This window comes from Xanthomonas vesicatoria ATCC 35937 (assembly GCF_001908725.1).
Taxonomy (GTDB): Bacteria; Pseudomonadota; Gammaproteobacteria; order Xanthomonadales; family Xanthomonadaceae; genus Xanthomonas; species Xanthomonas vesicatoria.
On the sequence record NZ_CP018725.1, the window covers coordinates 4231713 to 4256575 of the forward strand.

Annotated in this window: 22 protein-coding genes, 5 tRNA genes and 1 other RNA gene; 23 read left to right on the plus strand and 5 right to left on the minus strand. The window is 62.7% G+C overall.

All coding sequences use genetic code 11. The features are described 5' to 3' along the window. The first annotated feature begins 154 nt into the window (after positions 1-154). From BJD12_RS18510 to BJD12_RS18555, 10 genes are all read left to right on the plus strand, one after another. A tRNA-Leu gene (locus tag BJD12_RS18510) sits at positions 155-239 on the plus strand. A 199-nt stretch (positions 240-438) separates the two neighbouring features. Further along, positions 439-1731, plus strand: coding sequence for a trigger factor (gene tig, locus BJD12_RS18515; protein ID WP_005990098.1), 1293 nt, complete (start codon positions 439-441; stop codon positions 1729-1731). A gap of 95 nt (positions 1732-1826) precedes the next feature. Then, a complete protein-coding gene (gene clpP, locus BJD12_RS18520) occupies positions 1827-2453 on the plus strand; it encodes an ATP-dependent Clp endopeptidase proteolytic subunit ClpP (protein ID WP_002806026.1) in 627 nt (208 codons plus the stop codon). 125 nt (positions 2454-2578) lie between these two features. Continuing rightward, positions 2579-3865: an ATP-dependent Clp protease ATP-binding subunit ClpX gene (gene clpX / locus BJD12_RS18525; protein ID WP_003483788.1), complete on the plus strand. Its 1287-nt coding sequence runs from the start codon at positions 2579-2581 to the stop codon at positions 3863-3865. A gap of 144 nt (positions 3866-4009) precedes the next feature. After that, positions 4010-6481, plus strand: coding sequence for an endopeptidase La (gene lon, locus BJD12_RS18530; RefSeq protein ID WP_005990095.1), 2472 nt, complete (start codon positions 4010-4012; stop codon positions 6479-6481). A gap of 214 nt (positions 6482-6695) precedes the next feature. Continuing rightward, positions 6696-6968, plus strand: coding sequence for an HU family DNA-binding protein (locus BJD12_RS18535; protein WP_002806049.1), 273 nt, complete (start codon positions 6696-6698; stop codon positions 6966-6968). 11 nt (positions 6969-6979) lie between these two features. Continuing rightward, positions 6980-7054: transfer RNA gene (locus BJD12_RS18540), tRNA-Val, on the plus strand. A 27-nt stretch (positions 7055-7081) separates the two neighbouring features. After that, positions 7082-7158: transfer RNA gene (locus tag BJD12_RS18545), tRNA-Asp, on the plus strand. A 92-nt stretch (positions 7159-7250) separates the two neighbouring features. After that, positions 7251-7327: transfer RNA gene (locus tag BJD12_RS18550), tRNA-Asp, on the plus strand. A gap of 281 nt (positions 7328-7608) precedes the next feature. Next, positions 7609-9579 (plus strand): peptidyl-prolyl cis-trans isomerase, encoded by a 1971-nt coding sequence (locus BJD12_RS18555; protein ID WP_042827754.1) that lies wholly within the window; start codon positions 7609-7611, stop codon positions 9577-9579. A 638-nt stretch (positions 9580-10217) separates the two neighbouring features. Here the strand turns inward: BJD12_RS18555 and BJD12_RS18560 are convergent. Continuing rightward, positions 10218-11402 (minus strand): lytic transglycosylase domain-containing protein, encoded by a 1185-nt coding sequence (locus BJD12_RS18560; protein ID WP_039428320.1) that lies wholly within the window; start codon positions 11400-11402, stop codon positions 10218-10220. Continuing rightward, the gene (gloB, locus tag BJD12_RS18565; RefSeq protein ID WP_005990089.1) at positions 11399-12166 is read right to left on the minus strand and encodes a hydroxyacylglutathione hydrolase; all 768 of its coding nucleotides are present in this window, start codon (positions 12164-12166) and stop codon (positions 11399-11401) included. Before gloB ends, BJD12_RS18560 begins: the two co-directional genes overlap by 4 nt. A gap of 12 nt (positions 12167-12178) precedes the next feature. Here gloB and BJD12_RS18570 point away from each other — a divergent pair, with 12 nt between their 5' ends. From BJD12_RS18570 to dnaQ, 3 genes are read left to right on the plus strand one after another with little or no spacing between them, the layout of a single operon-like run. Continuing rightward, positions 12179-12832, plus strand: a complete 654-nt coding sequence (locus tag BJD12_RS18570; protein ID WP_042827744.1) for a hypothetical protein — start codon at positions 12179-12181, stop codon at positions 12830-12832. A 28-nt stretch (positions 12833-12860) separates the two neighbouring features. Next, a complete protein-coding gene (gene rnhA, locus BJD12_RS18575; protein WP_005990086.1) occupies positions 12861-13313 on the plus strand; it encodes a ribonuclease HI in 453 nt (150 codons plus the stop codon). Positions 13314-13321: 8 nt separating this feature from the next. After that, entirely contained in the window at positions 13322-14056 is a 735-nt protein-coding gene (gene dnaQ / locus BJD12_RS18580) for a DNA polymerase III subunit epsilon (RefSeq protein WP_005990084.1), read from the plus strand. Positions 14057-14312: 256 nt separating this feature from the next. On the opposite strand, the gene BJD12_RS18585 is transcribed toward dnaQ, so the two are convergent. After that, positions 14313-15017: a PP2C family protein-serine/threonine phosphatase gene (locus BJD12_RS18585; protein WP_005990082.1), complete on the minus strand. Its 705-nt coding sequence runs from the start codon at positions 15015-15017 to the stop codon at positions 14313-14315. A gap of 196 nt (positions 15018-15213) precedes the next feature. Between BJD12_RS18585 and BJD12_RS18590 the strand changes: the two genes are divergently transcribed. Together BJD12_RS18590 and BJD12_RS18595 are read left to right on the plus strand one after the other, a co-directional pair. Then, positions 15214-15304 (plus strand) — tRNA-Ser (locus BJD12_RS18590). Between the two features lie 99 nt (positions 15305-15403). Continuing rightward, positions 15404-15808: a DUF6165 family protein gene (locus tag BJD12_RS18595; RefSeq protein ID WP_005990080.1), complete on the plus strand. Its 405-nt coding sequence runs from the start codon at positions 15404-15406 to the stop codon at positions 15806-15808. A gap of 208 nt (positions 15809-16016) precedes the next feature. Here BJD12_RS18595 and BJD12_RS18600 read toward each other — a convergent pair whose 3' ends face one another. Beyond that, complete coding sequence (locus BJD12_RS18600; protein WP_039424924.1) at positions 16017-17066, minus strand: glycosyltransferase family 9 protein; 1050 nt, start codon at positions 17064-17066, stop codon at positions 16017-16019. 20 nt (positions 17067-17086) lie between these two features. Between BJD12_RS18600 and BJD12_RS18605 the strand changes: the two genes are divergently transcribed. The 6 genes from BJD12_RS18605 to BJD12_RS18635 all read left to right on the plus strand — a co-directional run bounded on the left by BJD12_RS18605 (position 17087) and on the right by BJD12_RS18635 (position 21184). Continuing rightward, a complete protein-coding gene (locus BJD12_RS18605) occupies positions 17087-17836 on the plus strand; it encodes a 3-deoxy-D-manno-octulosonic acid kinase (RefSeq protein WP_005990076.1) in 750 nt (249 codons plus the stop codon). Then, entirely contained in the window at positions 17836-18585 is a 750-nt protein-coding gene (locus tag BJD12_RS18610) for an MBL fold metallo-hydrolase (RefSeq protein WP_005990074.1), read from the plus strand. Before BJD12_RS18605 ends, BJD12_RS18610 begins: the two co-directional genes overlap by 1 nt. Further along, positions 18585-19619, plus strand: a complete 1035-nt coding sequence (moaA, locus tag BJD12_RS18615; RefSeq protein WP_005990073.1) for a GTP 3',8-cyclase MoaA — start codon at positions 18585-18587, stop codon at positions 19617-19619. The genes BJD12_RS18610 and moaA overlap by 1 nt, the downstream gene beginning before the upstream one ends. A 385-nt stretch (positions 19620-20004) precedes the next feature. After that, complete coding sequence (moaC, locus tag BJD12_RS18625; protein ID WP_005990067.1) at positions 20005-20502, plus strand: cyclic pyranopterin monophosphate synthase MoaC; 498 nt, start codon at positions 20005-20007, stop codon at positions 20500-20502. Further along, positions 20499-20744, plus strand: coding sequence for a MoaD/ThiS family protein (locus BJD12_RS18630; protein ID WP_005990065.1), 246 nt, complete (start codon positions 20499-20501; stop codon positions 20742-20744). The genes moaC and BJD12_RS18630 overlap by 4 nt, the downstream gene beginning before the upstream one ends. Beyond that, positions 20741-21184, plus strand: coding sequence for a molybdenum cofactor biosynthesis protein MoaE (locus BJD12_RS18635; RefSeq protein WP_005990063.1), 444 nt, complete (start codon positions 20741-20743; stop codon positions 21182-21184). The genes BJD12_RS18630 and BJD12_RS18635 overlap by 4 nt, the downstream gene beginning before the upstream one ends. 499 nt (positions 21185-21683) lie before the next feature. On the opposite strand, the gene ffs is transcribed toward BJD12_RS18635, so the two are convergent. Beyond that, positions 21684-21780, minus strand: an RNA gene (ffs, locus tag BJD12_RS18640) — signal recognition particle sRNA small type. A gap of 264 nt (positions 21781-22044) precedes the next feature. Between ffs and BJD12_RS18645 the strand changes: the two genes are divergently transcribed. Beyond that, entirely contained in the window at positions 22045-23277 is a 1233-nt protein-coding gene (locus BJD12_RS18645; RefSeq protein ID WP_005990061.1) for a tyrosine-type recombinase/integrase, read from the plus strand. Positions 23278-23522: 245 nt separating this feature from the next. Then, on the plus strand, positions 23523-24431 hold the full coding sequence (locus BJD12_RS18650; RefSeq protein WP_005990059.1) for a hypothetical protein: 909 nt from the start codon (positions 23523-23525) through the stop codon (positions 24429-24431). Positions 24432-24863 lie beyond the last annotated feature (432 nt).

The following is a 24863-nucleotide window of genomic DNA, read 5'->3' on the forward strand; positions in this document are numbered from 1 at the left end:
CTTGAGCTCGGTTGCTACCCGCGTCCAGAGGCGCGAATTGTCAGGCGCCGCCGTGCTTAGTCCGCCTCACGCCGGCTGTTTGGCGTGCCGCCTGGTTCGCAGCGCTTTTTCTTTGTCGGCATCCCTGCAACAATGCGTAGGTAACTGCGACATCGCGAAAGTGGCGGAATTGGTAGACGCACCAGATTTAGGTTCTGACGCCGCAAGGCGTGGGGGTTCGAGTCCCCCCTTTCGCACCAACACAGTGCGGCCGTGAGTGCTCCGGCCGCTGCAGGTCCCCGCATCCGGCTTGACGCTGCAGACGCCGTCGCGCGCGTCCCGCTGGTAGCCGCAGCCGTTATCGGCGAAACTACAAGGCTCGGCGGCATTCTCGCCCTCCGTCAACCCGCATCTTCCATCTCGTGCCGACGCTGTGCGCTGTCGGTGGCAGGAGTCAACATGCAAGCATCGATCGAATCCACCGGCAATCTGGAACGCCGCCTGACCTTCACCCTGCCGCAGGAGCGTCTGGAGACCCACGTCGGTGGTCGCCTGCGCGAACTGGCGCGGACCACGCGCATTAAGGGCTTCCGTCCCGGCAAGGTGCCGACCAAGGTCATCGAGCAGCGCTTCGGTCAGCAGGTGCGTGCCGAGGCGATGGAGGGCCTGTTGCGTGAGACTTTCGACACGGCCGTGCGCGAGCACTCGCTGCGTCTGGCCGGTAATCCGCGCATCGACCAGGGCGAAAGCGACTTCGACTTCGTCGCCACCTTCGAAGTGGTGCCGGACTTCGGCGATATCGATGTGGCCAAGCTGTCGGTGGTGCGTCACACCGCTGAAGTGACCGATGCCGACATCGACCAGATGATCGAAAACCTGCGTCTGCAGCGCCGTACCTGGAACCCGGTCGAGCGCGGCGCGCAGGTCGGCGATCTGGTCGCGCTGGAGACCTGGTCGCAGGCCGGCGACGAGCGTCTGCCCGCCGAAGGCGTGGAGACCGGTAGCAGCGTGCTGGGCTCGGGCGTGATGTTCGACCAGATCGAAAAAGGCCTGGAAGGTCTGGCCAAGGGCGAAGACAAGACCCTGACCGTCGACTTCCCGGCCGAATGGCGCGTGCCGCAGCTGGCTGGTAAGACCGTGCAGGTGCATGTCAAGGCAGTGGAAGTGTCCGAGCCGGTCCTGCCGGTGGTGGATAAGGAGTTCATCAAGAGCTTCGGCGTGAAGAGTGGCGATGCCGAGCAGTTCCGCGCCGACATCCGCACCAACCTGGAGCGCGAGCTCAAGGGTGCGCTGATGAATCGTCTGCGTCGTGAAGTGGGCGAGCAGCTGATCGCTGCCTATGCGCATGTCGAAATGCCGCCGCGGTTGGTCGAGAACGAAGCTCGTTCCATGCTGGCCCAGCAGGTCGATCAGGTGCGTCGCAGCGGTCGCGATCCGGGCCAGGTGCCGGATGATGCGTACCAGGGGTTCATGGACGCCGCCGCCAAGCGCGTGCTGGTCGGTCTGCTGGTCGGTGAAGTCGCGCGCCGTAATGAGCTGCGCCTGGAATCCAAGCGCGTCAGCGAAACGCTGCGTCTGATCGCCTCGACGTACGAAGAGCCGGAACAGGTCATTGAGATGTACCGCAACGACCCCCAACTGATGGGTGGGCTGCAGAGCCGTGTGATGGAAGAGCAGGTGATCGACTGGATCGCCGAGCGCGCCCAGCACACAGAGCAGCCGCTGTCGTTCCAGGACGCCATTCGCGTCTGATGCGGTAGTAACAGAAGGACTGCGCCCTGCCATATCGAGGGCGCGGATATCGAACACGGGCATCGGCACAGGCCGCTGCCACAACGGGAAGACTGATGAGCATTGTGACCAAAGCCCTGAACCTGGTGCCCATGGTGGTCGAGCAGACCAGCCGTGGCGAGCGTGCGTACGACATCTACTCGCGTCTGCTGAAGGAGCGTCTGATCTTCCTGGTCGGTCCCATCGACGACCATATGGCCAACGTCATCGTGGCCCAGCTGCTGTTTCTGGAAGCGGATAACCCGGAAAAGGACATCAGCATCTACATCAACTCGCCCGGCGGCGTGGTCACGGCCGGCATGGCGATCTACGACACCATGCAGTACATCAAGCCGGACGTAAGCACCATCTGCGTCGGCCAGGCTGCCTCGATGGGCGCGCTGCTGCTGGCTTCCGGTGCGGCCGGCAAGCGTTATGCGCTGCCGAATTCGCGCGTGATGATCCATCAGCCGCTGGGCGGCTTCCAGGGCCAGGCGACCGATATCGACATCCATGCGCGCGAGATCCTGACCTTGCGTTCGCGCCTGAACGAGATCCTGGCCAAGCACACCGGCCAATCCCTTGAGACCATTGCGCGCGACACTGAGCGCGACAATTTCAAGAGCGCGGTCGATGCACAGGCCTACGGGCTGGTGGATCAGGTGCTGGAGCGTCGTCCGGAAGAGTCGATCCAGCCGTCTTGATCGCCAGGTCGCTGAAATTGCAGGAAAATCCGGCAGGGTCGGGTGGGGCGAACCTCCTCCCGACCCTGTGCTATTCTCGAAATCGAACCCCCGTGTATCGGGTGGGGTAACTGGGTAACAGAAGCATGAGCGAAGACCGCCAAGGTCGTTCCGGCGACAGCAACAAGATTCTCTACTGCTCCTTCTGCGGTAAGAGTCAGCATGAAGTCCGCAAGCTGATTGCCGGTCCCAGCGTATTCATCTGCGATGAGTGCGTTGAGCTGTGCAACGACATCATTCGCGAAGAACTCGAAGAAAAGGCGCAGTCGGCCCGTTCCAGCCTGCCCAAGCCGCGCGAGATCCTCGAAGTGCTCGATCAATACGTGATCGGGCAGTTGCGCGCCAAGCGCACGCTCGCCGTGGCGGTGTACAACCACTACAAGCGCATCGAAAGCCGCAGCAAGAACGACGACGTCGAACTCGCCAAATCCAACATCCTGCTGGTCGGTCCGACCGGTTCGGGCAAGACGCTGCTGGCCGAAACGCTGGCGCGCCTGCTCAATGTGCCGTTCACGATCGCCGATGCCACCACGCTGACCGAAGCCGGCTATGTCGGCGAGGACGTGGAAAACATCATCCAGAAGCTGCTGCAGAAGTGCGACTACGACGTCGAGAAGGCGCAGCAGGGCATCGTCTACATCGACGAAATCGACAAGATCTCGCGCAAGAGCGAGAACCCGTCGATCACCCGCGACGTGTCCGGCGAAGGCGTGCAGCAGGCGCTGCTGAAGCTGATCGAAGGCACCGTGGCCTCGGTCCCGCCACAGGGCGGCCGCAAGCATCCGCAGCAGGAATTCCTGCAGGTCGACACCAAGAACATCCTGTTCATCTGCGGCGGCGCATTCGCCGGTCTGGACAAGGTGATTCAGCAGCGTTCCAACGATGCCGGCGGCATTGGCTTCGGTGCCAAGGTCAAGAGCAGCGAGCGTAAGCAGGAAGTCGGCAAGATCCTGGCTGAAGTCGAGCCGGAAGATCTGATCAAGTTCGGCCTGATCCCGGAGTTCGTCGGCCGCCTGCCGGTGGTCGCCACGCTCGAGGAGCTGGACGAGCCGGCGCTGATCAAGATCCTGACCGAGCCGAAGAACGCCATCACCAAGCAGTTCAAGAAGCTGTTCGATATGGAAGGCGTGGAACTGGAGTTTCGCCCGGACGCGTTGTCTGCGATCGCCAAGAAGGCGCTCAAGCGCAAGACCGGCGCGCGTGGTCTGCGCACCATCGTCGAATCGGTGCTGCTGGATACGATGTACGAGCTGCCCTCGCAGGAAAATGTCAGCAAGGTGGTGGTGGACGAGTCGGTCATCGAACACAAATCCGAGCCGTATCTGATCTACCAGGCGCAACCGGCTCCGGCCAAGGCCGCGTCCGGCGACTGAGTCCTGTTGCCGTGGAGCCAGGCCCCGGCCCGGCTCGCGGTTAAAGGGGATCCAAGCGCTACTTGCAACACCTCGCCGATGGCCCCATAACGGGGCCATCGGCTTTTTTTACGCCTCAAAATCCCTCTTCCTGCGGAGCGCCCCATGGCCCAGTCCCAACCAGAAGTTCTCGATCTGCCGGTGTTGCCGCTGCGCGACGTGGTGGTGTTTCCGCACATGGTGATCCCGCTGTTCGTCGGCCGTGACAAGTCGATGCGCGCGCTGGAAAAAGCCATGGAGGCGGACAAGCGCATCCTGCTGGTTGCGCAGAAGTCGGCCGAGACCGACGACCCGGCCGCTGGCGATCTGTACACCGTCGGCACCCTGGCCCAGGTGCTGCAACTGCTCAAATTGCCCGATGGCACCATCAAGGTGCTGGTCGAGGGCCTGTCGCGGGTCACCGTCGACAAGGTCGTCGAGCTGGACGGCGCATTGCAGGGGCAGGGCACCGAAGTCGAAGCCAGCGATGCGCGCGAGCCACGCGAAGTGGAGGCGATCGCGCGTTCGTTGATGTCGCTGTTCGAGCAGTACGTCAAGACCAATCGCAAGCTGCCTCCGGAGTTGCTGCAGACCCTGGCCGGCATCGACGAGCCGGGTCGCTTGGCCGACACCATTGCCGCGCACATCGGGGTGCGACTGGCCGACAAGCAGCGCCTGCTGGAGATCACCGAGATCGGCGAACGGCTGGAGCTGCTGGTCGGGCTGGTGGACGGCGAAATCGACGTGCAGCAGCTGGAAAAGCGCATCCGCGGCCGCGTCAAGTCGCAGATGGAGAAGAGCCAGCGCGAGTACTACCTCAACGAGCAGATGAAGGCGATCCAGAAGGAGCTGGGCGATCTGGACGACGCGCCGGGCGAGCTGGAAGAACTCGCGCGCAAGATCGCAGAGTCCGGCATGCCCAAGCCGGTCGAGACCAAGGCCAAGGCCGAGCTCAACAAGCTCAAGCAGATGTCGCCGATGTCGGCTGAAGCCGCAGTGGTGCGCAATTATCTGGACTGGTTGTTGGGCGTGCCGTGGAAGAAGCGCACCAAGGTCCGCAAGGATCTGAAAGTGGCCGAAGACACGCTGGACGCCGATCACTATGGGTTGGACAAGGTCAAGGAGCGCATCCTTGAATACTTGGCCGTGCAGTCGCGGGTGAAGCAGATGAAGGGCCCGATCCTGTGCCTGGTCGGTCCGCCGGGCGTGGGCAAAACCTCGCTCGGTCAGTCGATCGCCAAGGCGACCAACCGCAAGTTCGTGCGCATGAGCCTGGGCGGTATCCGCGACGAGGCCGAGATCCGTGGCCATCGCCGGACCTATGTCGGTTCGATGCCGGGGCGCCTGGTGCAGAACCTCAACAAGGTCGGTAGCAAGAATCCGCTGTTCCTGCTGGACGAGATCGACAAGATGTCGATGGACTTCCGCGGCGACCCGTCATCGGCGTTGCTGGAAGTGCTCGACCCTGAGCAGAACAACTCCTTCAACGACCATTACCTGGAAGTGGACCTGGATCTGTCGGAGGTGATGTTTGTCGCCACCTCCAACTCGCTCAATATCCCCGGCCCGCTGTTGGACCGCATGGAAGTGATCCGTATCCCCGGTTACACCGAGGACGAGAAGCTCAACATCGCCATGCGCTATCTGGTGCCCAAGCAGATCAAGGCCAACGGTTTGAAGCCGGAAGAGATCGAGATCGGCAGCGACGCCATCCAGGACATCGTGCGGTATTACACGCGCGAGTCGGGCGTGCGTAATCTCGAACGCGAAGTCGCCAAGATCTGCCGCAAGGTGGTCAAGGAAATCGCGCTTGCCGGTCCGCAGCCGGCGGCCACGAAGGCGGCGGCGAAGAAGGGCAAGCCGAAGGCGCTGGTCACCGTCAACGCGAAGAATCTGGACAAGTACCTGGGCGTGCGTCGCTTCGACTTCGGCCGCGCCGAAGAAGAAAACGAAATCGGCCTGGTCACGGGTCTGGCCTGGACCGAAGTCGGCGGCGAGTTGCTGCAGGTCGAATCCACGCTGGTGCCCGGCAAGGGCAATCTGATCCTCACCGGTCAGCTCGGTAACGTCATGAAGGAATCGGCATCGGCCGCGTTGTCGGTGGTGCGTTCGCGTGCCGAGCGTCTCGGCATCGATGTGGATTTCCTGCAGAAGCAGGACGTGCATGTGCACGTGCCCGATGGCGCCACACCGAAGGATGGTCCAAGCGCAGGTATCGCCATGGTGACGTCGTTGGTGTCGGTGCTGACCCGCGTACCGATCCGCGCCGATGTGGCGATGACCGGCGAGATCACGCTGCGCGGCCGTGTGTCGGCAATCGGTGGTTTGAAGGAAAAATTGCTGGCGGCACTGCGTGGTGGCATTCGCACCGTGTTGATCCCGGACGAGAACCGCAAGGACTTGGCCGACATTCCGGCCAACGTCACGCGCGACTTGAAGATCGTGCCGGTCAAGTGGATCGACGAAGTGCTGGATCTGGCGCTGGAGCGCCCGCTGGCACCCAAGAAGGCAGGCAAAGAAAAAGCTCGCAAGACCGCTTCGCGTGTTGCCGTGCGCGGCAAGTCACGCACTACTCCGGGTACCCGCGTCAAGCACTAACGTGCGCTGTCTAAGACGTCCCGAAACAAGCCAAAACCCGCGTCGTTATTGGGTTTTGGCTTGCGTGCTGTTGGGGGCGCTGGTATAAATGCACGACTCGTGGGCGCGGCAAAATGTGATGCGTCACGCGATACCACTTGTGTCGGGTTCTTCGCTAACGGCAAGAGCGCCGATTGTCGATTCCGCGGCATCTGCCGCAAAGGGAGTTTCAAGAATGAATAAAACCGAATTGATCGATGGCGTTGCCGCTGCCGCTGACATCTCCAAGGCTGAGGCCGGCCGTGCTGTTGACGCGGTTGTGAGCGAAATCACCAAGGCGCTGAAGAAGGGCGACGCTGTCACCCTCGTTGGCTTCGGCACCTTCCAGGTCCGCGAGCGCGCTGAGCGTACCGGCCGCAATCCGAAGACCGGCGACAGCATCAAGATCGCTGCTTCGAAGAATCCTGCATTCAAGGCTGGTAAAGCCCTGAAGGATGCAGTAAACTAATCGACTCGCTAGGGTGCTTAGCTCAGCGGTAGAGCGTCTCCCTTACACGGAGAGGGTCGGGGGTTCGAAACCCTCAGCACCCACCACTAAGCACCAGGCAAAGTTTTAAGCGCGGAGCGGTAGTTCAGCTGGTTAGAATGCTGGCCTGTCACGCCGGAGGTCGCGGGTTCGAGTCCCGTCCGCTCCGCCAGTTACACCGAAGCACCTGAGCAATTGGGGGCTTCGTTTTCTCCACAGCATTTGCGATGCGAGTGCGGTGGGGGAGATGTCCAAGTTTAAAGCGGAGCGGTAGTTCAGCTGGTTAGAATGCTGGCCTGTCACGCCGGAGGTCGCGGGTTCGAGTCCCGTCCGCTCCGCCAGTTATACCCAAGCCCTCGGCCGTGTGCCGGGGGCTTTTTTATTGGCTGTGTGAGCGCTGTCGCGTGGGTGGGACGGCGCATTGGCCTTTGCGGGCTGGAAGTAAGGCGTGGCACGGTGGCTGCGCGGCGCGATGACGACGGGTATTTGCGCCGCGACCGGTCTTGCTGACGCAGCGTGGCGTCTTTGCTGCATCTTGGCCAAGGCCGAACGGGTGTTGGGCTGGGTGCGTGGCGTCAAGCGGGTTACACTGCGCGGCTCGCCCACAGGCCGTGATTTGCCAATGCTGCAGAAACTTCGCGACAAGACGTCAGGCTGGATCGCTACCGCCATCCTGGGGTTGCTGATGATTCCGTTCCTGTTCGTCATCGACAACAGCTACCTGGGCGGCATTGGCGCCAACAATGTGGCCAAAGTGCAGGCGCCGCCAACCTGGTGGAAGTCCGCGCCGACCTGGTGGCCGGTCTCGTTGCTGTGGCAGCACCATGAAATCAGCACCCAGGATTTCCGCGCGCGCTTCGAACAGGCGCGGATGCAGGAGCGTCAGCGGCAGGGCGAGAAATTCGACCCACGCACTTTCGAATCGCGCGAAAACAAGCTGCAGGTGCTCGACCAGTTGGTGGACGAGCAAGTGGTGCGCCTTGGCGCCGAAGATGCCGGCATCGTGATCGGCGATGCGACGGTGCGCGATTACATCACCAACATCCAGGCGTTCCAGGTCGATGGCAAGTTCAGCCCTGACCAGTACCGCGCCGCATTGGCGCAGGGCACGCCGCCGCGCACGCCGGCGCAGTTCGATGCGCTGGTGCGCGACAGCTTGCAGCAGTCGGTGATTCCGCAGGCCGTGGCCGAATCGGGTTTTGCGACCAAAACCGAGTTCGAGCGCCTGCTCAAGCTGATGGGCGAAACGCGCGATGTGGAGTTGGCGATGTTGCCGGCGCCGGCTGCCGATACCGCACCGGTCAGTGATGCGCAGATCAAGCAGTGGTACGACACGCATGCACAGGATTTCCGCCAACCGGAGACCGTGAGCATCGAGTACGTCGAACTCAATGCCGCCACGATGCCGCCGGCCACGGCGGCTGACGAAGCGACGTTGCGCAAGCGCTACGAAGAAGAAAAGGCGCGTTTCGTCGAGCCGGATCAACGTCTGGCTTCCCACATCCTGATCACTGCCGGCAGCGATGCTGCTGCGCAGAAGGCAGCAGAAGCCAAGGCTGCCAAGCTGGCCGCCGATGCGAAGCAGCCAGGCGCCGACTTTGCTGCGCTGGCCAAGGCCAATTCGCAGGATCCTGGCTCCAAGGATGCCGGTGGCGACCTGGGTTGGGTCGAGAAGGGCACCATGGTCAAGCCGTTCGAAGACGCGCTGTTTTCGATGAAGGCCGGCGATGTGGTCGGGCCGATCAAGAGCGAGTTCGGCTATCACGTGATTCAGCTGCGTGAGGTCAAGGGCGGGCAGGGCAAGTCGTTCGAACAGGTGCGCGACCAGTTCGCTGCCGAGCAGCTCAAGGCCGATGCCGACAAGGCGTATGCCGATATCAGTGGCAAGCTGGTGGACCAGGTCTACAAGAATCCGACTGCGCTGGAGCCGGCTGCCAAGCAGGTCGGTGTGCCAGTGCAGACCCTTGGTCCGTTCTCGCGTACCACTGCCAGCGGGATTGCGGCCAATCCGGCGGTGCTGCGTTCGGCGTTCTCCGAAACGTTAGTGCAGGACGGCACGGTCAGCGACCCGATCACCATCGCTCCGAACCACAGCGTGATGCTGCGCGTGACCAATCACACTGCCGAGCAGGCGTTGCCGTTGGACAAGGTGCGCGACAAGGTAACCGCAGCGGTGCATGCCGACCGCAGCGAGAAAGCCGCTGCTGCTGTTGCCGACGCGCTGCTGGCGCGCGTGCAGAAGGGTGAAACATTGCAGGCACTGGCTGCGAGCGAGAAGCTGCAGGTGCAGCCGATCCCGGGCCTGCCGCGCACTGCGCCGATTCCGACGCCCGCCGCAAATCGCGCCATCTTCAGTGCGCCGCGTCCGACCGAGGGCAAGCCGTCGGTGGGCAAGGTGGAACTGGATGGCGGTCGCTTTGCGGTCTTTGTGATCAGCAAGGCGACGCCGGGCGACCTGAAGCAGATGCCTGCCGAGCAGCAGACGATGCTGCGCGAGCAGCTGAGCCAGATCGACGGTAACAATGCTGCGCAGGCCTACGTCAAGGAAATGCGCAAGCGTTACAAGATCCAGATCGAAGAGGCGCAGCTGTAACGGCTGGCTGCCACCGGATGGAAAGAGAGAGCCCGGGTGACCGGGCTTTTTCTTTGTGCGCTGTTGGCGTTGCGCATCGGTATGGGGATCGTGTTTCAGCCGCCGGTGCGCACGGTGGTGAGCAGTCAGGGCTTGCCCGTCTGCGGTCGAACATGCACAGCGCGGGCACGATCAGGTAGTAAACAGTTGCATCGCCACCAGATGGGCACGCTGCGGCGTGTCCCGTTCCCCCGCTCCGATTCCAAGTGCGCCGACACTATTCTCAACGTTCTCCGAGCCTTTCTCGTCGGTTTGGCGAGGTGCTGCGCTAGTCGTGATCACGAGGCTTGAGTGCTGGGGGTGCGGGTACCTAGCCGGCGCTGCGGTAACCGCTCTTGGGCTGTGTCGGCGCGGCTTCCTCAAATTCGGCAAGCTGAAATTCCTGCCTGAAGCTGCAGTTGGATGAGGGGTTCGCCAATGCAGGTTTTGCCGCGTCGAGCCATGCCGGCGAGCTACCAAGCCCCGTGCAATGCAACCCACTGCACACGCAGCGATCAGTGACGGCGTTTTGCGAGGCTTAGATATGTTCCTAAACGACAGCGATCAAGAACTCCCAGCTCTTGATGCTCAGCCGCGTATGCCGCTGAGCACAGGCTCGCTCAAGGCGTGTCGTTGAACGAAAGCACCATGCCAGGTTTCAAAACGGCACGCTTGTCCAGGCCATTGCTGGCGAGCAGGGTGGCAACGGTAATACCGTAGCGACGAGCGATGGCCCATGCGGATTCGCCATTGCGCACAGTGTGGGTGCGGGCGGGCGAGGGGTGGGGCGCCTTGGCGGTTGCGGTGCTGGCGAGCGCTGGTGCGGAGCCAGTCGTGTCAGCATCCATGCTCGCAGAGGCGGATGCCATCACTGCGCTGCTGGAGCCAGGCTGCGCCGGCGCGGCAGGGGCCAGCACGTGCACGCCTTTTGGTGCCGCACGGGCGCTCGCCACTGCAGGGTTCAGGCGCGCCAACAGTTGCGGCTCGATCGCGCGCTGCCCGGCCCAGGTGTTGAGGCTGGTGCCGGCCGGAAGCGCGTGTTCGGTCAATACAGGCACCTGGCGATCCAGTGAGGTCAGCAAGGTGCCCTGTTGTTGTGCATGATCGAGCACGCAGGCCAGCGCGTGCAGCTTTTCGACATAGTCGTAAGTCACTTTGGACATGCCGGGCAGCTCTGCCGGGCGCGCGTTCTGCGCGTTCATGCCAGCGCTGCGCATGGCCTGCAGCACGCGGTATTCGCCGGCGTTGTAGGCCATCAGCGCCAGGCGCCAATCGCCACCGAACATGCCGTACAGCGTCTTGAGATAACGCACCGCCGCGGTGGTGGAATCCACTGCGGACAAGCGGCCGTCGTATTGCGCGCCAACCGGGACATGATGGTTGCGTGCGGTAGTGGCGATGAATTGCCATAGTCCTGCCGGGCCACTGCCGTTGCGCGCGCCAGGGCGGTAGCCGCTCTCGACGAACGGAATCAGCGCAAATTCGGTAGGCATGTCGGCTGCACGCAACTCATCCACAACGTAGCCAAACAACGGCAGGACGTCCTGGGCATCGTCAGCCAGCCGGGCCGGGGCACGTGAGAAATGCTGTTCCCAGCGGGTATCGCTGTGTTCGCTGTCGCAGCCCGGATCGGCACGCCCTTCAAGAAACGACGAAAAAATCTCGCGGCCATTGCGCGTGCTGGGCGCGTTAGATGCGACAGCGGCGTTGTCGACGGATTTAATTCGGCTTGCGTCGTTAGATGAGGCCGCTGCCGGTGCGATCGCCGTGAGAGCGGCAATCACTGCCAAAACCAAGCGCCTCATGCGCGAAATTCGTCTTTCCAGTGCCGAAGTTCGGCGAAAACGTCTACTTCAGAGGAAAGTGCGCCAGTTGTACGCGGTGCGACTGCGGCACGGATTTCGGGACGGCTGGTACGTAAGAAAGGATTGGTGGCCAGTTCACTCTTGAGCGAAATCGGCAGGGTAGGACGGGCTGCTTGACGCATGGCCTGGGCTTCCTGTTGACGGCGCTGCAAGGCAGCGTTGGTGGGATCGACGTGCAGCGCGAAGGCTGCGTTGGCCAGGGTGTATTCGTGGCCGCAACACACAAGCGTTTCGCCGGGCAAAGAGGCCAGGCGCTGCAACGAGTCGAACATCTGAGGAGCGGTACCTTCGAACATCCGCCCACAGCCTAGGCTGAACAGGGTATCACCACTGAACAGATGGCGGTCTGTCACAAAGGCGATATGGCTGCGGGTGTGGCCGGGCACCGCTAGCACCTCAAAGCTGGTCCCCAGCAGCCGCAGACGCTCGTTCTGGCCGACGCGACGGGCATCTGCCGGTATGCGTTGGTCTTCGGGGCCAAACAGCTCAAGCTGCGGCCAGCGCTGCTGCAGCGCTGCCACGCCGCCAATATGGTCGCCGTGGTGATGGGTGAGCAGCACGGCGCTGGGGGTCCAGCCTTCACGCTCAGCAGCAGCGATCACCGGCTCGGCCTGACCGGGGTCGACAACAACCGCGCGGCCATCCGCGGCGACCAGCGCCCAAATGTAGTTGTCGTCGAATGCGGGCAGGGCAGTCAGTCGCATAGAATTGGGACCATGCCTGCCGTCTCATTCTCCCGTCAAGCTGTCTCATCCTGGTTTGATACTGGGGCGGGGCGCAGCCTGCTCCAGTCCGAGCGCCGCCTGGCGCTAGAGGCGCTACAGACACGGCCATCCCAGCCCTGGTTATGGGTGGCGCCGACCAAGGTATTGCCGCCACGCGAGTTGCTCGATGGCCGCGGGTTGCGCCTGTTTCGTACTGCCGGACGTTTCGCAGGTGATGCGCGCTGCGCAATGCCGTTTCCGTTGCCCACTGAAAGCCTGCAGGCGATCGTGGTGCAGCATGCGGTGGTTGGTGGTGCGGCGGAATTTCTGGCCGAATGCGAGCGGCTACTGATGCCGGGCGGCCGGCTATGGCTGTTCACGCTCAATCCGTTGAGCCCATATCGTTTCCATTGGGCGCGACGTGGTCCGGTGGCGTTGCGCCCGGATCGCTGGCGATCGCTGGCGCTGCATGCCGGCTTGCAGTGTGTCGAAGCGGAACGCTTCCTCGGCCCGATTTGGCGGGCCGGGCGCGGTTCCTCCGATCCTGGCCGTGCGCCCTGGCGTGCGGTGTATTTACTCGAAGTGGAAAAACGCGCCTCTGCACCGATCGCACCGACGCCGATCGCGCTGCCAACGCGCTGGCCGCAACCCGTGGCCACGATCTGACCTTAGTACGCGACAATTCTGGAAGCTGATGAAATCAATTGAAGTGCATACCGACGGCTCCTGCCTCGGCAATCCGGGGCCGGGTGGTTGGGCGGCCCTGCTGCGTTACAACGGCCGCGAGAAGGAATTGGCCGGCGGCGAAGCGGTGTCCACCAACAATCGCATGGAATTGATGGCGGCGATCAAGGCGTTGGAAACGCTGACCGAGCCGTGTCAGATCGTGTTGCATACCGATTCGCAGTACGTGCGCCAGGGCATCACCGAATGGATGTCCGGCTGGGTGCGGCGCGGCTGGAAAACTGCCGGCGGCGACCCGGTCAAGAACCGCGAGCTGTGGGAGCGGCTGCATGCGGCGACGCAACGCCACAGCATCGATTGGCGGTGGGTGAAAGGCCACAATGGCGACCCGGACAACGAGCGCGTTGACGTGCTTGCCCGCAATCAGGCCATCGCCCAGCGCGGCGGCGCTGCAACTGCGTAAGAGGATTCATGCGTCAGATCATTCTTGATACAGAAACCACCGGCCTGGAATGGCGCAAGGGCAACCGCGTCGTGGAAATCGGTGCAGTGGAACTACTGGAGCGGCGCCCGAGCGGCAACAATTTTCATCGCTATTTGAAGCCTGATTGCGACTTCGAGCCGGGTGCGCAGGAAGTCACCGGGTTGACCCTGGAATTTCTGGCCGACAAGCCATTATTCGGCGATGTGGTGGAGGAATTCCTCGCCTATATCGACGGCGCGGAATTGATCATCCACAACGCGGCGTTCGATCTGGGTTTTCTGGACAACGAGTTGTCGCTGCTGGGCGATGGCTACGGCCGCATCATCGACCGCGCCACCGTGGTCGATACCTTGATGATGGCGCGCGAGCGTTACCCGGGGCAGCGCAATTCGTTGGATGCCTTGTGCAAACGCCTGGGCGTGGACAACGCGCATCGCCAGTTGCACGGCGCCTTGCTCGATGCGCAGATCCTGGCCGATGTGTACATCGCGCTGACCTCGGGTCAGGAAGAAATTGGCTTTGCCAGCGCCGATGCCGGCCAGAACAGCAATGAAAGCAGCGGCATGATCGCGTTCGACCCCGCGTTGCTGCTGCCACGACCACGCGTCGTGGTAACTGCCTCGGAATCGCAGGCGCACGAGGCGCGGTTGGCGCAGTTGCGCAAGAAAGCCGGCCGCGCGCTGTGGGACGCGCCTGTCGAAGAGAGCGCTATTGCCGGTTAGGGGCCGTCGACAAGACGACTACGCTCCCCTGCAGGCGGGCGCGTCTGGTGCCCTGGGTACACTTTGTTCAGAGCGCGCCGTCAACATCCGCCTAGCGATTCTCGCTTGACTGGCAGCTCGCGGCGGCTGCGGCTCCGGCCCCGAGCCTGCTTGCGGCACATGGCATCGACGGCGTGCCACGCGCAAGGTCGGGGTGTCATCGGGTCGCGGCGTGTTCGAAGGCTGACGACTTTTCGAACACGCCGTACGGCCTTGCTCAGTAGCTACGCACCAGGATCGCGGTGATGTTGTCCGAGCCACCGCCATCCAACGCCGCGGCGACCAGACATTCCACGCATTCCTGAGCGCTGCAATCGGCTTGCGACAGGGTCGCTGCAATTGCCGCGTCGTCCACTTCTTCGGTCAGCCCATCGCTGCACAGCAACAGCTGCATGCCGGATTTGAGCTCGCCCTGCATGGTGGCAACGTTGAGGTGCGCCGGATCAGTGACGCCCAGCGCCTGGGTGACCACATTGCGATGCGGGTGCGCGCGCGCCTGCTCGCTGGTGAGCGAGCCTTGCGCGATCAGTTCCTGCACGTAGCTATGGTCCTGGCTCAGTTGCGCCAGCCGGCCGTCACGCCACAGGTAGGCGCGGCTGTCGCCAACCCAGGCCACTTCGAAACGCTGGCCGAGCACGCGTGCGGCGACCACGGTGGTGCCCATCGGCAGGGTATCGTTGCAGCGGCGCGAGGTCTTGATGATTTCTTCGTCTGCGATGCGCACGGCCTGCGCGAGCGGTGTGCCGGCGCGGACTTCGCGCACGATGGTTTCGCGTGCCAGCGCGCTTGCCACCTCGCCGCAGGCGTGCCCCCCCATGCCATCGGCCACCAGCCACAGCCCCAGTTCGCTGTCGCCGTAGTAGGTGTCCTCGTTGAGGTCACGGCGCAGGCCGACATGGGTGAGGTGTCCGAATTCGAGCATGGGGCCGGGTCGCCAGGGAGAAGATGCATGCCCATCATCGCGGCCCGACCGGTCAGCGGCAACAGCGCGCTCGCGCCAGTCGCAGTGCCGGTTCACGCCGGGACGACTGCCGGCCCATGCCACGCTGGCTCAGGCCGCTTGTGGCTTGGCGCGTGTGCCCGTATGATGCACGGCCCCAGGACACTGGGGACCATCTGGAGAGGTGGCAGAGCGGTTGAATGTACCTGACTCGAAATCAGGCAGGCGTTTATAGCGCCTCGGGGGTTCGAATCCCCCCCTCTCCGCCAGATTCGCATCAGCCCCCGCAAGGGGGCTTTTGTTTATGTGTCGCAGCCGGCCGTGGCCGCGATCACTACAATCCGCTCGATCCCCGTTGGAGGCCTGTCATGTCCGAGATCCTGGTGCCCGTGTCTTTTGGTGAGCTGCTCGACAAGATCGCGATCCTGCAGATCAAGTCCGAGCGCATGAGCGACCCCGCCAAGCTGGCCAATGTACGCAATGAGTTATCCGCCCTGGAAACCAGCTGGATGGCGCATCCGGCTGCCGGTCACGACATCGTGCGTTTGCGCGCCGAGCTCAAGGCCGTCAACGAGCGGCTGTGGGTGATCGAAGATGACATCCGGCTCAAGGAACAGGCGCAGAGCTTCGACGACGAGTTTGTACAGCTGGCACGCAGCGTCTACATCGAAAACGACGAGCGCGCGCGAATCAAGAAGGAAATCAACCTGGCGCTGGGTTCTTCGTACGTGGAAGAGAAGTCCTACCAGGACTATCGCGCCACCGGCGGCTGAGCGGATTGATAAGCCGGTTGCGCCGCTATGGGCCGGCGCTCTGATACGCCGGGCCGTCTGTTATCGCGATAGACGGCCTATGCGATATGGGTGATCTCGGCCTGAAGGCCAGCTGCCAAGTAACTTCCGGCGCGGATGAAAAACGGCGTGGCGTTTCTTCCGTCGGCCCCGACTTGACGATCGGCTGGGCGGGATCGTTCGGCGGAACTTAGCCGGAATGATCCGCCCGATAGCGCTCAAATGCAGCAATTGCGTCGTCGACGGTAATCAGCGACATCACATCGTCGAACTCGATCTTGGTGCCCCAACTGAGTTGATCGGCGGGCTTGTGCAGAAACTTGCGCGCGGCTGCGTCGTAACGGTCCACGCAATAGCGCATGTCCGAATACGGGCCGCTACGTCGCGGATTGCTGGCCGCATGCAACCCCAGCACCTTGCTACCCATCGCATTGGCGATATGCATCGGGCCCGAATCCGGGGTGACTACCAGATTGGCACGCGCGAGCAGTGCGGGGAGCTGCTTGAGTGTGTCCTTGCCGACCAGATCCAGCACCGGCGCTTGCGTATTCGCGACGATGGCATCGGCGGTACTGCGCTCCAGTTCGCTGCGGCCGCCGCATAGCACCACGCGCCAGCCCTGTGCCGCTGCATGGTCGGCAAGCGCGGCGTGGCTGTCCGGATACCAGTTGCGCCGCACGTGACTGGAGCAGGGCGAGATCATCAGCACCGGGCGGCCATCGTCGTCCCACTGCGCCCGCGCCCAGGCATGCGCGTCCTCGGGCACCGGCAGGTCCCAGTGCACCTGGGTCTGGCGCAGGCCCAGCGGCTCGGCGAAGCTGCCGATGGCGTCCAGCACATGGATGCCGGGGCGGTCGGCAATCCGTTCGTTGACGAACAGGCCGTGCAGATCCTTGGAGCGGCTGCGGTCGTAACCGATACGGCGCCGCGCCGGCACGAATGCCGACAGCACATTGGCGCGCAACGCCACCTGCATCTGCAGCAAGGCGTCAAAGCGCCCCAGCGGTGCCAGCTGCTGGCGCAGCGCGCGCATGCCGGCCACGCCGCTACGTTTGTCGTAGGCGTGGAACTGCACGCCGGGCAGGCCGTCGAGCAGCTTCAGGCCGGCCTTGTCGATGATCCAATGCAGTTGCGTCTGCGGGAAACCCGCCTGCAGCGTACGCACCAGCGGCACCACATGGGTCACGTCGCCCAGGGCGGACAAGCGCAGCAAACACAGCGATGCAGGCGTTACAGCCATGGTGTTGTTAGACTCGATAGATGGTTTCTTTCGACGCCACCGAAGCGCTGACGCCGTACCGCGAGGCCCGCGGCTATGGCGCCATTCTGTTCGACCGCGAACGGCTGCGGCAAGCTGATGCCGGGCTGTTTTCGCCGCAACGCTGGGGCGACAGGGCGCGGCCGGTCGACGAAGGCGGGCGTGGCGGTGCGTGGTTCGTGGATGCGCCGTTCGGGCGCAGTGTGTTGCGGCAGTACCTGCGTGGCGGCATGGCCGCACGCGTCAGCCGTGATCAGTATCTGTGGAAAGGTGCCGGACGCACGCGCAGTTTTGCCGAATTCCGCTTGATGCGCGAACTGATCAAACGCAAGTTGCCGGTACCGCGTCCGTTGGCAGCCTGCTATCTGCGCGAAGGCCTGGGCTATCGGGCGGCGCTGTTGATGGAGCGGTTGGAAGACGTGCGCTCGCTGGCCGACCATGCACAGGTGGCCGGACGCGGCGCGCCGTGGGAAGCCACCGGGCAGTTGATCGCGCGTTTCCATCGCGCCGGGCTGGATCACGCCGATCTCAACGCCCACAACATCCTGTTCGATGCCGGTGGACATGGCTGGCTGATCGATTTCGACCGGGGCGTGCTGCGCATTCCGGCCACGCGCTGGCGCGAGCGCAATCTCAAGCGGCTGCATCGGTCGCTGCTGAAGCTGCGCGGCAATCGCAGTCGGGAAGAGGTCGACAAGGATTACGAGCGACTGCACCGCGCCTACGAGCTGGCCTGGGGCCGGGGCTACTGATGCAGTGGGCATTGCGTGTGCAAGGGGTCGGCAATGCGTCGGCGGTGGCGCTTGGTTCGCCGATGGCCACGCTCGAGCGCGCTGGCGCGCCGTGGCTGACCATCGATTGCGGCAGCGAGGGGCTCACCGCCTATCAGGCGCATTACGGGCACCTGCCGCAGGCGATCTTCATCACCCATGTACATCTGGACCACGTCGGCGGGCTGGAGCGGGTGTTCGTCGACAGCTATTTCTCCGAGCGACGCGGGCGCACGCGCCTGTACGTGCCGGCGCCGGTGGTGCCGCTGCTGCAGCGACGCATTGCGGACTACCCGAATGTGCTGGCCGAGGGCGGGGCCAACTTCTGGGATGCGTTTCAATTGGTGCCGGTTGGCGATGCCTTTTGGCACGACGGGGTGCGGCTGGAGGTGTTCCCGGTGCGCCACCACTGGCCGGAGACGGCCTACGGGCTGCGCCTGAAAGGGGCGCTGGTGTGGACTGGCGATACCCGGCCGATCCCGGAAATGCTGAAGCGTTATGCGGGCGACAACGAGCTGATCGCCCATGACTGCGGCGTTCACGGCAACCCGTCGCATACTGGCGTGGATGATCTAGAGCGGGAATACCCGCAGGACCTGTTGAGCCGCATGCTGCTGTACCACTACGCCAGCGACGCCGACGGCGACGTGCTGCGTGCACGCGGCCATCGCGTCGCCGTGCCTGGGCAATACCTGACGCTGGCGGACCCGACCGCCGAAGCGGTGCGCTGATGGGCGCCTTGTCGCTGCCGACCCTGGCCGGTGCCTCGATGCAGGACCGTTACGGCCGTCCGCTGCGCGATCTGCGCCTGTCGGTCATCGAGGCCTGCAATTTCCGTTGCGGCTATTGCATGCCGGCCGACCGCGTGCCCGACGATTACGGCTTCGACGCGCAACAGCGCCTGAGCTTCGATCAGCTGGAAACGCTGGTGCGGGCGTTCGTATCGGTGGGCGTCACCAAGGTGCGCCTCACCGGTGGCGAGCCGCTGCTGCGTCGCGACCTGCCGACCCTGATTACGCGACTCACCGCCATCGCAGGGATCGAGGATCTGGCGTTGACCACCAATGGCGTCCTGCTCGCGCGCCAGGCCACGGCACTGCGCCAAGCCGGGTTGCGGCGTATCACGGTGAGCATGGATGCGCTCGAGCCGGCGCTGTTCAGGCGCATGAGCGGCGACCGTGGCGACATCGCGCAGGTGCTTGCCGGCATTGCTGCCGCCGAGCAAGCCGGCTTCACGCGGTTGAAGATCAATTGCGTGGTGCAGCGTGGCGTCAACGAAGATCAGGTGCTGCCGCTGGTGGAGCACTTCCGCGGCACCGGGCACGTGCTGCGCTTCATCGAATTCATGGATGTGGGCAGCTGCAATGGCTGGACGCCGGACGCGGTAGTGAGTTCTGCGCAGCTGCACGCGCGGATCCATGCGCGCTGGCCGTTGATGGCGCTGGACGCCAATTACACGGGCGAAGTCGCGCAACGCCATGCGTTTGTCGACGGCGCAGGCGAGGTGGGATTTGTCAGCTCGGTCAGCGTGCCGTTCTGCGGCGATTGCCAGCGCGCACGCGTGTCGGCCGATGGGCACTTGTACACCTGCCTGTTCGCCAGCCAGGGCCACGATCTCAAGCCAGCCCTGGCCGACGGCGAGCAGGGCCTGGCAACGCACTTGCGTCAACGCTGGAGCATCCGCGGTGACCGCTACAGCGAAGTACGTGCATCGGCGGCGCCGCGGCGTGGCAAGCCGGTCGAGATGTTCCTGATTGGCGGATGAGGGTGCGCTGTTGTAGCGGTTGCACGCGCTAGAACCGCACTCGCTCGATCCACAGATGGGGGACGGCATGCGGGTGCTGGCAGTGCTGCTAGAGACGGGATTCCTTGAGTTCGCCGCGTCCGGGCGCTAATCGCGGGATGCGGTTGTCGTCGCACCGCGTGCCACTGCCGCTGCTGTCGATTGCGTGTCAAATCCCTCGGCGTGCGTGTTGCGGGCGCGCAGCGGCGCGACCGCACGCTCGACCCTCGCGATCGTGTCGAAAGGCAAGCGTTGCGTAGCTCGTTATGGCGCAGGGACGTCCCGGGATGACGGCGGCTGTTCCATCAAGGCACCCCGTTCACCGAGAATGCCCCATCCTGACCATCTATCACTGCGTCGCTTTCCCATGCCTGCCAAGACACGTTCCACGCGCCTGACCCACCTGGATGATGCCGGGCTCCCCACCATGGTGGATGTCTCGGACAAGGCGGTCACCGCACGCAGCGCCACGGCAACCAGCCAGGTGCGGTTCCCGGTGGCCGTCGCCGCGCAGTTGCGCGCCAATGGCCTGCGCAGCGCCAAGGGTGGCATCGTCGAGACCGCGGTGATCGCCGGCACCATGGCCGTCAAACGCACGCACGAGCTGATTCCGTTCTGTCATCCATTGCCGATCGATGCCTGCCGTTTCGAGATCGACTGGGCGGGCGAACAGGTGCTTGCGATTCACTGCACGGTGCGCTGCGTGCATCGCACCGGCGTGGAGATGGAGGCGCTCACCGGCGCCAGCGTGGCGGCGCTGACGGTCTACGACATGTGCAAGGCGTTATCGCACGCCATGACGATCGGGCCGACCAAATTGGTGTCCAAGCGCGGCGGCAAGCGCGATATCGGAGTGGTGCAATGACTGCAACGGTGACGGTGTTGTATTTCGCCAGTCTGCGCGAAGCGGCCGGGATTGCCGACGAGCGTGTGCAATCCGGCGCGCCGGATCTGCGTGGCCTATATGCCGAACTCGATGCGCGGCACAGCCTGCGCTGGACGCCTGCGCAGTTGCGCGTTGCCGTCGATGGCGCGTTCGCGCGCTGGGACGATGCGCTGCGCGATGGCAGTGAAGTGGTGTTTATTCCGCCAGTGTCGGGAGGTTGAACGTGAGCGATGACATCGTGTCCATCTTTGCGCTTTCCGACCTGCCATTGCCGGTGGAGCAGTTGCGTTCCGGCGCCGCGCACCCGCATGCCGGTGCGTTCGCCAGTTTCGAAGGCTGGGTGCGCAATCACAACGAAGGCCGTGGAGTTGCCGGATTGCGCTATGAAGCCTACGCCGCGTTGGCTCAGGCCGAAGGGCAGCGCGTGCTCGACGAAGCGATGGGCCGGTTTGCCATCGTGCACGCGCACTGCGTGCATCGGGTGGGCGAGCTGAAAATCGGTGACATGGCGGTCTGGGTGGGGGTCAGTGCGGCGCATCGTGGCGCGGCGTTCGACGCGTGCCGCTACATCATCGACGAGGTCAAGGCGCGCGTGCCGATCTGGAAGCACGAGCATTACCTGGAAGGCGACGCGGGTTGGTTACATCCTGACTCGCCGTGACGTCCTGGTCGCAATGATGTGTGCAACAGCGCGCCTACAGTGGCGCGCTGCGCTGTAGGTTCGACCGGCCTCATTGCGTGCTATCGAGCGCGTCAGAACTGGGCCTGCGGTGTGATGGGCGGCCCGGCCACACCGCTGCCGCACGCCGAGACCGCAGATGGCGGCTACCCGGACAGCCGGTACGCGCAGCGCGTGTGATCCATCAGGTTTCCACAGCTGCGCTGAACCACGCACGGCGCTGGTCTGCGAACGGAGATCGGTCGAAGGGCGGGTAATCCCCTCATCGGTCGACTTCGGCGCCTGCCTCGATCGACACCCGCCGGGCACACTATCGTCATAGCTTGGATGTCTGAAGCAGCCGCCATGGCCGAGAGCACGATTGGCGAGGCTCCTGGGCGTGGCGCAGGCGCATCCGTGGTGGAATGTGCTGAGGGCAGGCAAAACGTGCAGGGACATCGACCAGGTCGATCCGGCACGTGCGAAAGCAGTAAGGGTGGTGTCCCCGCCGGTTGACCTCGGCGCCCGCATCAATCGATACCGTTGCTGCCTTCCGGCCCTGGCGGGATTTTCGATCTAGCGTCGCGAGGGACCGACGGGGCCACCATAAGACGTGGGCCACTGGCATGGCCCTGCGATTTGCGGCATTGGTGTCATTGCGCAAATCATGAAACTGGCGGAGAGAGGGGCTGCTTGGGGAACACCCAACGCGGTCCAGACATCCTCAACTGAAAAGAATTTTAGCACGCAGTTCAGAAGCTTAGCTACTACTGCACGCCAATCAAGTCCAACGACACCCAAGGGCAGCGAACATAGGATGGCATACTGGATGGCATACCGGAAACAAGAGATCGAGGAAGGGCATGGCTTTGATCACAGATGCTAAGGCTCGCAGCATGAGCCCGGGTGGTCAGGCTGTCCCGCACGGAGGCATAACTGGTCTGACCCTGCATCCCTCGCCGTCACAGAAGGGGCAGGGAAAATGGGTACTGCGCTACGTCAGCCCTATCACGGGCAAGCGACGCAATGCCGGCCTAGGGGCCTATCCCGAGGTGGGGATAGCTTTGGCGGGTAAGCTGGCCCGTGAAATGCGCGAGCAGATCGCCGGTGGGCAGGATCCTTTGGAGTCCAAGGCAACTGACCGCGCCAAGCCGAAAACACCAACCTTCCAGGAAGCAGCAGTGCAGCTCCACGGAGAACTGAAGCCCGGGTGGAAGAATCCCAAGCACGCACAACAATGGCTCAATACGTTGACCGAGTACGCGTTCCCGCAGGTCGGGTCCCATCCCATCGATCAATTGCAGCCCCGACACATTGCAGATGTCCTCCGTCCCATCTGGCTCGACAAAGCAGAGACAGCAAGTCGCGTAAAGCAACGTCTACACGCGGTAATGGCCTGGGGTTGGGCGCACGGATTTAACCAAGTCAACCCTGTCGATGTCGTAACACACCTGCTCCCGCTACAACCAGGAAAAGCAGTCAGACAGGAGCATCAACCAGCAATGCCTTGGGCGAAGATCCCATCCTTCGTCAGTGCAGAGCTTGCTGGAGCGGGCGAGTACGAAGTCACGAGAAATGCCTTGCTATTCCTCATTCTGAACGCTAGTCGTTCTGGCGAGGTGCGTGGGATGACCTGGGCGGAAGTTAACTTTCACGAGAAGCTATGGACGATCCCGGCTGTTCGTATGAAGTCCAAGCAACATCATCGAGTTCCGCTGTCGGAACAGTCTCTCGAACTGCTAAAGCGCCAGAACGGCCATCACGACGAGCTTGTCTTTCCATCTGTACAGGCTCGTTCCGTCATGTCAGATATGACGCTAACAGCACTTCTGCGTAGGACGGATGCACCGAGCGACACGGCTGGGCGAATTGCGACCGCCCACGGGTTCCGCTCGAGCTTTCGCGACTGGTGCAGCGAGCAAGGGTATGCGCGTGACCTCGCAGAGCGGGCATTGGCGCACACGGTGAAGGACAAGGTAGAGGCGGCCTACCACCGTACAGATCTCTTGGAGCAACGTCGTCCGATGATGCAGGCCTGGGCCGACTTCATTCACCCACGTGCGACCAAGATCAGGAAGAGGATATCGCCCGCATGACTTCGGAATCGCCACCCATTCGAGTCCGGTCCTTAGTCAGTGTACTTGATGGGAACGACCCTGTTGAGTTCATTCACAGGCTCCTTCGAGCTGGGTACGACAGGTTTTATGTAAAGGTTCCGAAGGGATTCCGGATCAGCCTTATCCCCACTGACCCTTTTCCTCCTGGGTACCAGCTTTGGGGAAACCGGCAATCCACCCAAGGCCATGCACGACCTCATGGCAATCAGGACCAGATACGTTACATGCAGCTCGATACACCTCAGTTGCGCGAGCTTCTTGAGTATCCCCCCGTCGTTTTGCGCCAATTCAACGCGGGAGGTCTGGAGTCCGCGTCGACCCACGATGGCATTCCTTCAATCAATTTTAAGTATCGGAAGGGTTTTCTAGGTGGTCTCCTGCCCACTGAGGGGGCCATCGCCGACAAGGTGCCAACGGAATTTGATGTCGCCTCTGGTGCTCCTACGGTCGTGAAGGTATTGAATCGCATCAGAAGCCAGTATTCGTACATTCTTCACGGTGTCAGTTTCAAGGATGTTTTTGTTGATGCACTGGCACTCGGTGATGCTTTGAAAAGTAGGTTGCCTGCTAAGGACGTGTCTCTGGCAGGCTGTGAACATGTACCGGATGATCCTTATGGGCTGAAAGACTCGTCGCCACTAGTCTACGAGATCCTCCGCAGAGCCAGTCGAAATCGAGACAAGACACGCAGCGAGATCGATGTGCCATTGCTTGCAGCAGAATTTCGAGAGTTGAATGCCGGTTACAAAAAAAATCCCAAACCTTTCAACGACGGGCGGCATGAGTTTGCGGCGATGCTTGCAAACCCGAATTACAGATATTCGTCCGCCGGCCTTGGGGAGATTGACTCTCCCGAGGAGACCGTAGAGATTCCTGCTGACAAATTCCTCGATCAGGGTTTCATCAATCCAACTCTCAGAAAACTCCTTTACGCCGCCTGTCGTTGGAGTGGTAGAAAGGAACCAGCACTTGGGGACGATCGAGAGAAGTTGGTGGATCTCTTGGTTGGGCTTGGCTTTTTTGACCGGGAAGACAGCGACCAGGTGCAGTCGTTGGTTTACTTCATCACAGGTGAAAAGTACAAGCGAAACAAGCACAAGAGCGAATTTAGGCACATCCGCAGCGATCGATGATGATATCGGGTCGAGAGATGGGTAACGGACACCCAAGTCAACTTAAACTTATCCATGAATCGCCCAGGCATTCCCGTGAGGCTCGTTTGTTTGAGCCACCTATATGCGACCACGCCTGGTTGGCCGCAGCAGCGGCTGAAGCTCGCAACCGTTACCTTTTTGCGCTTGAGGCGCCGGGCTGCAACCGCTGCTCGCGGAACAACGCTCCACGCGCTTGCAGTTCACGATGCGGTCTTCCCGTCGGAACTGCTGAGCTGAAATACTCATAAGGAAGGGATGTCCAACCGTTTCTAACCAACGCAGGCTTGGGGCAATCTGTAACTGAGCCAAGCCGATCGGAGGGGCACCGAGCGCCTGCAGTGAGACTTCGGTCTTTTGGGCATCAAGGTTGCTGGGCTAACGGACCATCGGTGGCCTGCAGAACGTCGGCCT